Source organism: Streptomyces caniscabiei (genome assembly GCF_014930365.1).
In the GTDB taxonomy this organism is placed as follows: Bacteria; Actinomycetota; Actinomycetes; order Streptomycetales; family Streptomycetaceae; genus Streptomyces; species Streptomyces caniscabiei.
Genome location: NZ_JABXWI010000015.1, coordinates 85754 through 97881 on the forward strand (window position 1 = coordinate 85754; position 12128 = coordinate 97881).

General features: G+C 72.3%; 11 protein-coding genes and 1 pseudogene. 6 read left to right on the forward strand and 6 right to left on the reverse strand.

Annotated elements, in window-relative coordinates; all coding sequences use genetic code 11:
• Nucleotide 1: 1 nt before the first annotated feature.
• The 5 genes from cbiQ (at nucleotide 2) to HW837_RS35350 (ending at nucleotide 4301) form a co-directional block, all read left to right on the forward strand.
• Complete coding sequence (cbiQ, locus tag HW837_RS35330; RefSeq protein WP_045556223.1) at nucleotides 2-763, forward strand: cobalt ECF transporter T component CbiQ; 762 nt, start codon at nucleotides 2-4, stop codon at nucleotides 761-763.
• Nucleotides 751-1545 (forward strand): energy-coupling factor ABC transporter ATP-binding protein, encoded by a 795-nt coding sequence (locus tag HW837_RS35335; protein ID WP_045556224.1) that lies wholly within the window; start codon nucleotides 751-753, stop codon nucleotides 1543-1545. Before cbiQ ends, HW837_RS35335 begins: the two co-directional genes overlap by 13 nt.
• Nucleotides 1546-1872: 327 nt before the next feature.
• A complete protein-coding gene (locus HW837_RS35340) occupies nucleotides 1873-2346 on the forward strand; it encodes a MarR family winged helix-turn-helix transcriptional regulator (protein WP_045556225.1) in 474 nt (157 codons plus the stop codon).
• A gap of 168 nt (nucleotides 2347-2514) precedes the next feature.
• Nucleotides 2515-2997 carry an organic hydroperoxide resistance protein gene (locus HW837_RS35345; protein ID WP_045556226.1) on the forward strand — a complete coding sequence of 161 codons (483 nt, stop codon included), beginning with the start codon at nucleotides 2515-2517 and terminating at the stop codon, nucleotides 2995-2997.
• Between the two features lie 128 nt (nucleotides 2998-3125).
• Nucleotides 3126-4301, forward strand: coding sequence for a serine hydrolase domain-containing protein (locus tag HW837_RS35350; protein ID WP_193380326.1), 1176 nt, complete (start codon nucleotides 3126-3128; stop codon nucleotides 4299-4301).
• Nucleotides 4302-4513: 212 nt separating this feature from the next.
• Here HW837_RS35350 and HW837_RS35355 read toward each other — a convergent pair whose 3' ends face one another.
• The 4 genes and pseudogenes from HW837_RS35355 to HW837_RS35370 all read right to left on the reverse strand — a co-directional run bounded on the left by HW837_RS35355 (nucleotide 4514) and on the right by HW837_RS35370 (nucleotide 7435).
• Complete coding sequence (locus HW837_RS35355) at nucleotides 4514-5524, reverse strand: helix-turn-helix domain-containing protein (protein ID WP_193380325.1); 1011 nt, start codon at nucleotides 5522-5524, stop codon at nucleotides 4514-4516.
• A gap of 135 nt (nucleotides 5525-5659) precedes the next feature.
• Complete coding sequence (locus HW837_RS35360; protein ID WP_193382459.1) at nucleotides 5660-5935, reverse strand: DUF1876 domain-containing protein; 276 nt, start codon at nucleotides 5933-5935, stop codon at nucleotides 5660-5662.
• Nucleotides 5936-6058: 123 nt separating this feature from the next.
• Nucleotides 6059-6905, reverse strand: a pseudogene (locus HW837_RS35365) (EamA family transporter).
• Nucleotides 6902-7435 (reverse strand): YbaK/EbsC family protein, encoded by a 534-nt coding sequence (locus HW837_RS35370; protein ID WP_045556229.1) that lies wholly within the window; start codon nucleotides 7433-7435, stop codon nucleotides 6902-6904. Before HW837_RS35370 ends, HW837_RS35365 begins: the two are co-directional and overlap by 4 nt.
• Before the next feature lie 246 nt (nucleotides 7436-7681).
• Here HW837_RS35370 and HW837_RS35375 point away from each other — a divergent pair, with 246 nt between their 5' ends.
• A complete protein-coding gene (locus HW837_RS35375) occupies nucleotides 7682-8344 on the forward strand; it encodes an RBBP9/YdeN family alpha/beta hydrolase (protein WP_045556230.1) in 663 nt (220 codons plus the stop codon).
• A 51-nt stretch (nucleotides 8345-8395) separates the two neighbouring features.
• Here HW837_RS35375 and HW837_RS35380 read toward each other — a convergent pair whose 3' ends face one another.
• A complete protein-coding gene (locus HW837_RS35380; protein WP_193380323.1) occupies nucleotides 8396-10144 on the reverse strand; it encodes a penicillin-binding transpeptidase domain-containing protein in 1749 nt (582 codons plus the stop codon).
• A 344-nt stretch (nucleotides 10145-10488) separates the two neighbouring features.
• On the reverse strand, nucleotides 10489-12123 hold the full coding sequence (locus tag HW837_RS35385; RefSeq protein WP_045556232.1) for a penicillin-binding transpeptidase domain-containing protein: 1635 nt from the start codon (nucleotides 12121-12123) through the stop codon (nucleotides 10489-10491).
• Nucleotides 12124-12128: the final 5 nt, after the last annotated feature.

Consider the following 12128-nt stretch of genomic DNA (forward strand, 5'->3'; position numbering starts at 1 on the left):
CATGGGCGCCGGCCATGTCCACAAGCTCTACCGGCACGCGCACTCGCCGGTGCACGCCCTGCCGCCGCACACCAAACTCGCGGCCGTCTTCGCCTTCGTGGTCGTCGTGGTGTCGACGCCACGAGAGGCGATGTGGGCGTTCGGGCTGTACGCCGTGCTGCTGGGCGTGGTCGCGTACGTGGCCCGGGTGCCCGCCGGGTTCCTGCTCCGGCGGCTGCTGATCGAGATCCCGTTCGTCGCGTTCGCCGTGCTGATGCCGTTCGTGGCGCAGGGCGAGCGCGTCGAGGTCCTCGGGATGTCGCTGAGCGTCAGCGGACTGTGGGGCGCCTGGAACGTCCTCGCCAAGGGGACACTGGGCGTCGCCGCGTCCGTCCTCCTCGCCTCCACCACCGAACTCCGCGCGCTTCTGCTCGGACTCCAGCGCCTGAAGCTGCCGCCGCTGCTCGTCCAGATCGCGTCCTTCATGATCCGCTACGGCGATGTGATCGCCGACGAGATGCGGCGCATGCGGATCGCGCGTGAGTCACGCGGCTTCGAGGCGAGCGGCGTACGGCACTGGGGGGTGCTCGCCAAGACGGCCGGGGCGCTGTTCATCCGCTCCTACGAGCGGGGCGAGCGGGTCCATCTGGCCATGATCAGCCGGGGGTACGCGGGCACCATGCCCGTCATCGACGAGGTGACCGCGTCCCGGGCGCAGTGGTCGTACGCCTTCGCCCTCCCGGTCGCCGCGCTCGTCGTCTGTCTGCTGGGATGGAGCCTGTGACCGCGTCCGAGAACCCCGTGCCCCCGTCCCTCGAAGTGCCGCCGTCCCTCGAAGTCGCCGGACTCGCCTTCGCCTACCCGGACGGCCATCAGGCCCTGTTCGGGGTCGACTTCACCGTCGGACGCGGCGAACGCGTCGCGCTGCTCGGGCCGAACGGGGCCGGCAAGACCACCCTCGTGCTGCACCTCAACGGCATCCTCACCGGGGGCGCGGGCACGGTGACCGTCGCCGGGATGCCCGTCGGCAAGCGGCACATGGCCGAGATCCGGCGGAAGGTCGGCATCGTCTTCCAGGACCCCGACGACCAGCTCTTCATGCCGACCGTGCGGGAGGACGTGGCCTTCGGGCCCGCGGCGGCGGGCATGACCGGGCCCGAGCTGGAGGCCCGGGTGGACCGGGCCCTCGAACAGGTCGGCATGGCGGAGTTCAAGGAACGGCCGCCGCACCACCTGTCCTTCGGGCAGCGGCGGCGGGTGGCCGTGGCGACGGTCCTCGCCATGGAGCCGGAGATCCTCGTCCTCGACGAGCCGTCCTCCAACCTCGACCCGGCCTCCCGGCGTGAACTGGCCGACATCCTGCGGTCGTTGGACGTCACCGTCCTCATGGTCACGCACGACCTGCCGTACGCGCTGGAACTGTGCCCCCGGTCGCTGATCCTCAGCGAGGGGGTGATCGCGGCGGACGGGTCGACGGGGGAACTCCTCGTCGACGACGCGCTGATGCGTGCGCATCGGCTGGAACTGCCGTTCGGCTTCGATCCGCGGTCGGTGCGGGTGGGGTAGGACCACGTCGGGGTGCGTCGTCGGGTGCGGGTCCGTGGGGCTTCTCGCGCAGTTCCCCGCGCCCCTAAAAGCGTCAGGCCCCAGCGGGCCTGAAAGCGACGGGGCTGCGGGCCTGGAAAGCGATGGGGCTGCGGGGCTGGAAGCGGACGGGGCTGCGGGCCTGAAAGCGGACGGGACTGCGGGGCTGGAAGGGGACGGGCTCAGGGCCTGGAAAGCGACGGGGCTGCGGTATGAAAAGCGCGGGGCGCAGCCCCGGCTTTTCAGGGGCGCGGGGAACTGCGCGAGCGACCCCCACCGGACCCGCGGACGAAAACGGCGTCCGCGACAATGGACCCCGTGACAGACCAAGCGGATGCGCCCCGGCATGGTTCGCTGCTCCTGGACGAGCAGTTGTGTTTCGCACTCTACGCAGCCCAGCGCGCGGTCACCGCCGCGTACCGCCCGCTGCTCGACGAACTCGGCCTGACCTACCCGCAGTACCTGGTCATGCTCTCCCTCTGGGAACACGGGGAGACCGGCGTCAAAGAACTGGCGGACACCCTGCGGCTCGACTACGGCACGGTCTCGCCGTTGCTGAAGCGGCTGGAGTCGGCCGGGCTGCTGCGCCGGGAGCGGTCCCCGCGCGACGAGCGCTCGGTGCGGATCACCCTCACCGGCCGCGGCGAACAGCTTCGCGACCGCGCGGCGGCCGTCCCCGCCACCCTCGCCGCCGCCACCGGTCTGCAGGGCCCGGACGTGGCCCGGCTGCGCGAGGAGCTGTGGCAGCTGACGGCGCGGGCGACCAAGGCGGCGGGCCGCTGAGCGCGCCCACGGCGGGCCGCTGAGCAAGGCCGAAGGTGACCTTGTGTTACCCACGGTTACTACCCCCTGGTAACCGCTCTCCCCTACCGCCCGGTACCTTGTGCACGATGTATTCGTGCGCGCCTGTCCTGGGGAGGTCACGCGCTCGTCCTGGGGGAGGCCAAGGGAATGACTGACGACACCGCGGTGGAGACCCGTTCCGATACGCGTCCCGACGCCCGTCCCGACACGCGTCCGACGAAGATCATGTACGTCGCCGAGGCCACCGCGCACGGCGGTCGCGACGGCTACATCAGCAGCCAGGACGGCCAGATCGACCTCAAGGTCGCGATGCCCCCGGCGATGGGCGGCGACGGCGACGGCACCAACCCCGAGCAGTTGTTCGCCGCCGGGTACAGCTCCTGCTTCCACAACGCGCTGGTCCTCGTCGGCCGCCGCGCGGGCTACGACCTCACCGGCTCCACCGTCGCCGCGAAGGTCGGCATCGGCCCCAACCAGCAGCGCGGTTACGGCCTCGCCGTCGCCCTCAGCGTCTCCCTCCCGATCATCGACCAGGACATCGCGGCCAAGCTCGTCGACGCGGCCCACCAGGTCTGCCCGTACTCGAACGCGACCCGCGACAACATCGACGTCACGATCGTGCTGGGCTGAGGCGACCGACCGACCGGCCGACCGACCGGGCAGGCCCGGCCCCCGGCCGGAGGAATCCGGGCCCGTGCGTGTACGTTGCACCCGTCGTCGTGGCGAGTACGGCGGACGAACGGACAGGGAGCACCGACGTGGACGTGAACGGGACGGTCGCCGAGGGCTTCGAGCCGGTCAGGGCCGCGTTCGCGCGCAACTTCGAGGCACTCGGCGAGCGGGGCGCGGCGGTCGTCGTGTACCGGCACGGGCGCAGGGTCGTCGACCTCTGGGCCGGCACCCGGGACGTCGACGGCGCCGAGCCCTGGCAGCGGGACACCGCCCAGATCATGCGCTCGGCGACCAAGGGCGTCGCCGCCGCCGTGGCGCTGATGCTGGCCGAGCGCGGGGAACTGGACCTCGACGCGCCGGTGGGCCGGTACTGGCCCGAGTTCAAGGCGCACGGCAAGGACCGCGTGCTGGTCCGGCACGTGCTCGGCCACCGCGCCGGGCTCCCGGTCCTGGACCACCCCCTCACTCCCGCCGAGGCCCTGGACCCGCGCCGGGGCCCCGAGGCCGTCGCCGCGCAGACCCCGGCCTGGGAGCCCGGCACCGCCCACGGCTACCACCCCCTCACCTACGGCTGGATCCTCGACGAACTGGTCCGGCGGGTGACCGGCCGCGGCACCGGCGAGTGGATCGCGTCCGACATCGCCGCCCCGCTGGGCCTGGCCGACGACCTGTGGCTGGGCCTGCCGGACGCGGTGGCGGCGACGGGCCGGGTCGGCCGCGCCGGACGCCTGGACGCGGCGCCCGAGCCCAGCGGCGGCCTCCGGGTCCGCCCCAAGCGGTCGGTCACCGAGGCCTACGACGACCCCGGCTCCCTCACCCGCCGCGCCTTCGCCGCGATCACCCCGTTCCCCGACCAGAACGACCCGGCGTACCGGGCGTCCGCGCTCCCGGCGACCAACGGCATCGCCACGGCGGACGGCCTGGCCCGTTTCTACGCGGCGCTCGCCGGCGAGGTCGACGACGTACGGCTGTTCGCCCCCGCGACCCTGGCGGCGGCCCGCGCCGAGGAGTCCGCCGGGCCCGACCGCGTCCTGGTCGTCAACACCCGCTTCGGACTCGGCTACATGCTCCACGGCACCGCCTCGCCGCTGCTGGCCCCGACCTCCTTCGGCCACCCCGGCCGAGGCGGCCCGCTCGGCTTCGCCGACCCCGAGTCCGGCATCGCCTTCGGCTACGTCACGAACGGCTACCGCAAGACGGTGACGGCGGACCCGAGGGGACAGGCGCTGGTGGCGGCGGTGAGAGCGGTGCTGAAGGCCTGAGGGGCCAGGGGGCCGCCGGGCGTGCCTCGGCGCCACGGAGAGCGGCCGTCACGGTGAGCGGCCGGATCGGCCCAGGGCTCCCCCGTGGTGTCCTGGCCCGATCCCGGTGATCCGGACGGCCGCCCTCCGCGGCGGCGCTCACCAGGATGCGCCGAATTCCCCCGCATGTCGTTGGCGGACGGTCCACTGTCACTTGGCAACGAGTCCACTGTTCACCGCCCCTCGGCGGCCACCCGGCTCCGCAGCTCGCTCGGAGGCACCCCGTACGCCGTCCGGAACGCCCGGCTGAACTCGGCCGCGCGCGGGAATCCCCAGCGCGCCCCGATCGTGTGGATCGGAGTGGCCCGCAGCGCGGGGTCGGGGGCGGTGAGGTCGCGGTACGCGTTCCGCAGCCGCTGGTCGCGGACGTACGCCGCGACGGTCAGGCCCTCCTCCTGGAAGAGCCGGTGCAGATAGCTGCGTGAGATGTGATGGGCGGCGGCGATGGCCGCGGGGGTGAGGTCGGGGTCGCCCAGATGCCGCCGTACGAACACCTTGACGTTCAGCAGCAGCGTCCGCCGGTGGGCCTCCGGCGTCAGGCGCGGCTCGGTGTCGGCGACATGACCGAAGAGCGCGGTGACCAGATCGGCGACGACCGTGCCCAGCCGGGGCGCGTCCGCCGGCCCGTACGGGGTCGTGTCCTCCGCCAGCCGCATCAGGAACTGCGCGAGCAGCGCGCCGACGCCCTCCCGGCCCGACAGCCGGCTCCCGATCACCCGGTCCGCCTTGTGCGCGGGCAGGGCCACCAGGGAGCGGGGTATCTCGACGCCGACGGTGGTGACCGGTTCGGTGCCGGTGAGGATGTCGTACGCCATCGAGGTGCAGTTGACGTGGAAGTCCTGTGCCTCGTACGCCGTCTGCTGTCTGCCCCACCTGGCGGCGCCCTCGCCCTGGAGGAGGAGGGAGAGATGGAACGTCTCCGGGTCGGACTGCCGGACCATCCGAGGCGTGCGGCGGAAGACGATCGGGTCGAAGGTGGCGGGCCAGATCGTCACGTCGCCGAGGGCGATCAGGCGTTGGTGCGCGTGGTAGTCGGCGCCCGGGTGGTGGCCGCGGTCCGCCGTCGACAGCGGGATGGGGACCAGATCCATGGGCGCGTGCGTCTGCCGCAGCAGCTCCGCCCAGGCCTCGAACCGGGCGTCCACCGGGAGGTCCACGGACCGGAAGACCGACTCGTGCAACACGGGGTCAGTCAACCACAGGGCGGAATCCGGCCTGTTGGGCACCCGGGACCCCGGCCGCGCGGGGTCGGCCGGGGTGGGGCGCGCCTCGTCGCCGGGTGCCTGTGGGCCGCCTGCTCAGAGGGCTTGGAGAGGGCTTCAGAGGGCTATCGGGTGGGATGTCCTGCCCGATGCCTCGTCTATCTCGTCGTGAGCCTTGGTGAGCAGCTTCATGGCCAGCTCGTTCAGGGCCCTGGCCCCGGCTATCTCCTCGCCGACCCGAGGCTGATTGGAATCGGTCTGGTGGCGGCTGGCGTAGCCGTTGGCGCGTACTTCCTTCCCGTCGGGGAGCCGTACGAGGGCCGCCGCCCATGTGCGCTGATCGTCCTCCTGGAACTCCAGCTCGATGTGCCATCCGACTGCTGTCTTCATCATCACGATCACCTCCGGAACCGCTCTTTCCAGAGTGCTCCTCCCCGACGGGGGATGCACGGCCTGCGCGGCGTCCGTCCCGGCTCCCGGTCCGCGTCCCTATCCGTACCTCGGTCCGCGGCCGGTCTACCCGGCCCGCAGCATCAGCCCGATCCCCACCACCAGCAGTCCCGCCGCCACCAGCCGCGGCGCCCCGAACCGCTCCTTGAAGAACACCGCCCCGATCGCCGCCCCCCACGATGATCGACGACTCCCGCAGGGCCGCGATGGGCGCCAACTCGGCCTTGGTCTGGGCCCACAGGACGAGCCCGTACGCCACCACGGACAGCGCGGCGCCGAGGAACCCCACGCCGGCGTACGGCCGGAGCCGTGCGACCGTCTCCCCGCGCCACCGCCAGAGCGCGTACGCGGGGATCGCGAGCCCCTCCAGCGCCATCAGCCAGGCGATGTAGCTCATGGCGGACCCGGAGGCCCGGACCCCGAGGCCGTCGACGACCGTGTACGCGGCGATCGACAGGCCCGTGGCGAGCGCCGCCCCGATCGCCGCCCAGTGCGGCCGGCTGCCGCGCAGCCCCCACAGCGCGACCCCGGTCAGCCCGGCACAGCTCAGCAGGATGCCGGCCGCCGCCCAGCCGTCCGGCACCTCGTGCGCGAAGACGGCGGCGAGGACGGTGACGACGAGGGGCGCGGAGCCGCGCGCGATCGGGTACGCCTGGCCGAAGTCGCCCAGCCGGAAGGACGTCATCAGCAGCACGTAGTACACGAGGTGGATGACCGTCGACGCGATCAGGTACGGCCACGCGCCGGCCGCCGGGAGCGGTACGAACGAAACCATCGCGAACCCGATCAGCGCGCCGCCGCCGGCTATCAGCGTGAACCCGACGAGCTTGTCGGTGATCTTGTGGGCGATCGCGTTCCAGCTGGCGTGGGTCACGGCGGCGAGCAGCACCGCCGCGGTGACGAGCGGCGTCACGCGTCCGGCTCGCCGGCGGTGGTCGCGGTCTCGCGGACGTCCACCAGGGTGGCGCCCGCGTGCGCGATCAGCGTTTCCGGGGCCATGGGGAAGACGGTGTACGGCGTGCCGGCCGCCGCCCACACCGTCGTGTGGGCGAGGAGCGAGCGGTCTGCCAGGACGCGCGTCCTCGTCCGGTGCCCGAAGGGCGGGACCCCGCCGATCGCGTACCCGGTCGTCTCCCGTACGACGTCGGCGCGGGCGCGGGTGACCTTCGCGGCGCCGAGTTCACGTCGGACCAGCTCCACGTCGACGCGGGAGGCGCCGTCCATGAGCACCAGCACGGGGACGCCGTCCGCCGCGAAGATCAGTGACTTGCAGATCTCGCTCAGCTCACAGCCGAGTGCGGCGGCCGCGTCGGCGGCGGTGCGGGTGGCTTCCGGGAAGCGGCGGACACGGGTGTGGAGTTCGCCGAGGCCCAGGGTGGTGAGTGCCTGGGCGAAGAGGGGGTGGGCTTCGGAGCCGGTGGTGTCCTGCGCGTCGGTGGTCATGTGCGGCACGGTAGTGGTGGGTGTAGTGGCCATGCGAGCGAGTTGTCGGGTGCGGGTCCGGTGGGGCTTCTCGCGCAGTTCCCCGCGCCCCCGAAAGACCAGCCCCTGCTTTTCAGGGGCGCGGGGAACTGCGCGACGAGCCCCCACGCACCCGCACTCCACGACGCACCAGCCCCCGCCCCGAAATCTCATCCAACAACAGAGACGGCACTGGACCGACCGATCCGTTTCGCTGACGATCGGGGGATGACAGAAATCCCGTCCGCCGCCGACACCACCCGCGCCTTCCTCATCCTGCACGGCTGGCAGAACCACCGCCCGCCCACCCACTGGCAGCACTGGCTGGCCGACCGCCTCACCGACCTGGGTCACGAGGTCGCCTACCCCCAGCTCCCGGAGGCGGACGACCCGGACCTGGAGCGATGGCTGGCGGAACTGGACGCGCTGCTCGGTGAGTTGGAGGGCCGGCGGATCACCGTGATCTGCCACAGTCTGGCCTGTCTGCTGTGGCTGCACGCGGTCGCCCGGGACGGCATCCTGTCCGGCCCCGTCGACCGCGTCCTCCTCGTGGCCCCGCCGTCCCCCGAGTTCGCCCTGAAGCAGCCGGAGATCGCCGAGTTCGCCCCGCCGCCGCTGACGCCGGAGCGGCTGGCCGGGACGGCGGCGTACACCCGGGTCGTCGGCAGCGACAACGACCCGTACTGCCTGCCGGACGCGGCCACGGCGTACGCGCGGCCCCTCGGCCTGCCCGTCGACGTGCTGCCCGGTGAGGCCCACCTCAACCCCGACTCGGGCTACGGCCCCTGGCCGTCGATGCTCGACTGGTGTCTGCGCCCGGCGTCCGAGGCGTACGAGGAGATGCCGATCCAGGAGCGCTCGGTACAGCGGACGGACGCGACCGGCGACTGACCGCCGGCCGCCGCCCATCGGCCAGTCGTGCCGCCGGCCGGTCGGCTGCTGTCAGCCGCCGCTGCCCGCCTTGAGCAGCGCGGCCACGATCGGGCCCGCCGACTCGCTGCCGTGGCCGCCCTGTTGGACGACTCCGGCGGAGGCCAGGTCGCCCTTCCAGGCGGTGAACCAGCCGTTGGGCTCCTTCTGGCCGTCGACCTCGGCGGAGCCGGTCTTGGCGCCGTAGTCCGGGCCGAGACCCGACATCGCCTCGGCCGCCGTACCGGCCGCGGCGGTGTACTGGAGGAGTTCGCGGAGCTGGGAGCGGACCGTCGCGGACATGGGGCGGGAGGCGGTGGCCAGGGTGCGGTCGTCGACGGACGGCGGGACCAGGTAGGGCTGCTTGAAGACGCCCGTCTTGGCCGTCGCGACCACCGACGCCATGTTCAGCGGGTTCATCCGCACCCCGCCCTGGCCGATCAGCGAGGCCGCCATCGGGGCGGCGCTCTGCACCGGCACCGCGCCGTCGAAGCTGGAGACGCCGATGGCCCAGTTGTTCAGGCCGAGCCCGAAGACCTGCTGGGCCTCCTTGGTCAGGGAGTCGTCGTCCAGCTTCTTCGCCTGGGAGATGAACGCGGTGTTGCAGGAGCGGGCGAAACTCGCCTTGAACGTCCCGCCCTTGATCTCGAACTTGTCGTCGTTCTGGAACTTCCAGCCGCCGTACGACGAGTACTTGGGGCAGGGGTGGCCCTTGTCCGCCGAGGCCAGGCCCTTGTCGACGAGCAGGGCCGACGACACGATCTTCATCGTGGAGCCGGGGGCCAGCGAGCCCTGGAACGCCACGTTGAAACTGCTGGAGTTGGCCGCGGCCAGGATCTCGCCGGTCGAGGGCCGCATCACGACCACCGACGCCCGCTTCGTGGCCGCCACCTTCTCCTCGGCGGCGGCCTGCAGCGCCGGGCTGAGCGTCGTTCTCACCTCGCCCGGAGTGCCCTTGCTCAGCTCCAGCAGCGTCTTGTCGGCGGCCTTCTCCTTGGTGGACTTGGTGGAGTTGGTCGAGTTGCTTGAATCGGTGGAGTCGCCGGACTTCGCGGACTTGGCGGAGTCCGTGGGGTCGGCGCGGACGATCCGCAGCTCGACGCCCGCCTTGCCGCCCGCCTTCTTGCCGTACTTCTCCCGCAGACCGTCCAGCACCGAGCCCAGCGACGGGTACTTCTCCGTCGTCAGCTCGCCGCCGTCCCGGTCGAGGGCCTTCACCGGGGGCGTGCCCGCCTCTCCGGTCACCAGCCGGTCGCCTTCGGCGAGTTCGGGGTGGACGACGGACGGCTGCCAGTCGACGACGGGTTCGCCGTCCTTCTTCGCGCGGACGACGGTGAGGGCGGACTTGTAGGTCAGCGGCTTCTCGGTGCCCTTGAAGGAGACCGTGCCCTTCACCGTGAACGGCACCTCGTCGCCGGAGCGCTTGCCGCGGGTGAGGGTGACGTCCGTGATGTGGGCGTCCTTGGTGAAGCCGGTCAACGCCGCCGTGGCGGCGGGCGAGTCGTCCGTGGCGGCGGCGGCCCTGGCGACCGTGCCCTTCTGCCAGGCCGTGAGGAACGTGGTCGCGGCCGTGCGGACCTCGGCGGAGGACAGGGGGCCGGTCTTCACGGCCTTGGCGTCGGCCGAGCCGTCCTCGGCGGCCGCGCCGGCGCCGAACACCGTGTAGACGGCCATCGCGCCCCCGCCGAGGGCCGCGACGGCGACTCCGCCCAGCACGAGATGCCGCCGTGACCTCCCCGACTTCGCGGCCTTCCGCTCGTCGACACGCCTTCTCTTACCCACGCTCCCGACCTTCCGCTGCCCCCGGCTGCCTCTCGTTCCTCAACGAGAGGCACCACACTAGAGTCCCGCGGGTCACTCCGTGGGGTTGGGCCGAAGAGGGTGCGTTGTCGGGTGCGCTGTCGGGTGCGAGTGGGTGGGGCTTCTCGCGCAGTTCCCCGCGCCCCCAGAAGACCAGGCCCTGCGGGCCTGGAAAGCACGGGGCGCAGCCCCGGGTTTTCAGGGGTGCGGGGAAGTGCGTGAGCAACCACGACCTGCCCGCACCCGACAACGCATCCGCCCCCCACCCACTCACTCACCGCATCGCACCCTCGACGGCGTGACCCGGCCCGACCCGGCCCCACAGATCACCTCCCGGCCTTCAGCACCTCCACCACGATCGGCCCGGCCGCCTCCCCACCCCGGCCACCCCCCTCCGACATCGCCGCCGCGGCCACATCCCCCCGGAACCCGGTGAACCAACTGTCCGCCACCGCCTGCCCGTCGATCTCCGCGGACCCGGTCTTCGCCCCGATGTCCCCGCCCAGGCCGGCCATGACGGTCGCGGCGGTCCCCTGCGTCGCGGTCAGCCTCATCATCTGCTTCAACTGCGACGCGGTACCGGCCCGCAACCCCTCCGCCGTGGCCAGCTTCCGGTCGTCCATGTCCGGCGACACCAGATACGGCTGCCGGAACCGCCCCGTGATCGCCGTCGACGTCACCGACGCCATGTTCAGCGGGTTCATCAGCACATCGCCCTGCCCGATGGCGTTGGCGGCCCGGTTCGGCCCGCCGGACGGCGGCACCTTGCCGTCCATGGAGACGATGCCCGTCTTCCAGTCGTCCCGGCCGATCCCGAACCGGTTCTGCGCCTCCTCGGTCAATGACGCGTCGGTCAGCGGCTTTTCGTCGATGAGCTTGATGAACGCCGTGTTGCAGGACCGCTCGAAGGCGCCTGCGAGCGTGGCGTTCGACGTCTCGTCGGGCTTCATGCCCGGCAGGTTCTTGAAGGTCTGGCTCTGCCAGGTGGCCGTGTCGGGGCAGGGGGCCGGGCCGTTCATGGAGGTCACGCCGTTGTCGATGAGCATCGCGGCGGTGATGATCTTCATCGTGGAGCCGGGCGGCAGTTCGCCCTGGAAGGCCGCGTTGAAGGCGTCGTCGCGGTGGTTGGCGACGGCCAGCACCTCACCGGTACTGGGCTGCAGTGCGACCACGGACGACTCGGCGTACTTCTCGACCGCCGCCTCGGCCGCCGCCTGCGTCCGGGCGCTGATCGTGGTCTCCAGTTTGCCCGCCTTGCCCTCGGCGAGGGTCAGCAGCGTGGTGTCGCCCGCGTTCGTGGTGGTGTGGCGGACGCCCAGCTCGATGCCGGGGGTGCCGCCCGCGTCGGCGCCGTAGCGCTCGCGCAGGGTGTCGAGGATCGGTCCGAGGGAGGGGTACTTCTCCTTGGTCAGCACCTTGCCGTCCCGGTCCACGGCCTCGATGGGCGGCGCCGCCGCCTCGCCGACGAACAGGCGGTCGCCGGCCTTCAGCTCGGGGTGCACGACGGTCGGCCGCCAGTCGACCAGGGCCCGCCCGGTCGTCTTCCCCCGCACGACGGTCAGCCGGCTCTTGTAGGCGAGCTTCTTGGTCTTCCCGTCGTACGACACCGTGGCGGCGACGGAGTACGGGACGGTCCGGTCCCCGGAGCCGGTGGGCTTGCCCGGCTCGATCTTCACGTCCGCGATCCGCGCGGCGTCGACGAAGCTGCCGAGCACGGCCTGCGCGTCCGCCGCGTCGTTCGTGTACGAGGACGCCGTGGCCGCGTCGCCCTTCTCCCAGGCGGCGAAGAACTTCTCGGTGGTCTCCCGCACCTCGTCCCCGCTCGGCGGCCCGGTGCGCTTCTCGACGCCCCCGCCGTCCCCGTTGAGCGCGGTCACGACGTTGTACCCGCCGTACCCGGCGCCTCCCACCATCGCGGCGAACACCCCGCCGACTATGGCGACCTTGACCCCCTTGCGCATGACGC

What these genes read in the sequence shown, in the direction of transcription:
- cbiQ (WP_045556223.1), top strand. Translation starts at nt 2, where the DNA reads ATGGGCGCCGGCCATGTCCACAAGCTCTACCGGCACGCGCACTCGCCG.
- HW837_RS35335 (WP_045556224.1), top strand. Translation starts at nt 751, where the DNA reads ATGGAGCCTGTGACCGCGTCCGAGAACCCCGTGCCCCCGTCCCTCGAA.
- HW837_RS35340 (WP_045556225.1), top strand. Translation starts at nt 1,873, where the DNA reads ATGGACCCCGTGACAGACCAAGCGGATGCGCCCCGGCATGGTTCGCTG.
- HW837_RS35345 (WP_045556226.1), top strand. Translation starts at nt 2,515, where the DNA reads ATGACTGACGACACCGCGGTGGAGACCCGTTCCGATACGCGTCCCGAC.
- HW837_RS35360 (WP_193382459.1), bottom strand. Translation starts at nt 5,935, where the DNA reads ATGATGAAGACAGCAGTCGGATGGCACATCGAGCTGGAGTTCCAGGAG.
- HW837_RS35370 (WP_045556229.1), bottom strand. Translation starts at nt 7,435, where the DNA reads ATGACCACCGACGCGCAGGACACCACCGGCTCCGAAGCCCACCCCCTC.
- HW837_RS35375 (WP_045556230.1), top strand. Translation starts at nt 7,682, where the DNA reads ATGACAGAAATCCCGTCCGCCGCCGACACCACCCGCGCCTTCCTCATC.
- HW837_RS35385 (WP_045556232.1), bottom strand. Translation starts at nt 12,123, where the DNA reads ATGCGCAAGGGGGTCAAGGTCGCCATAGTCGGCGGGGTGTTCGCCGCG.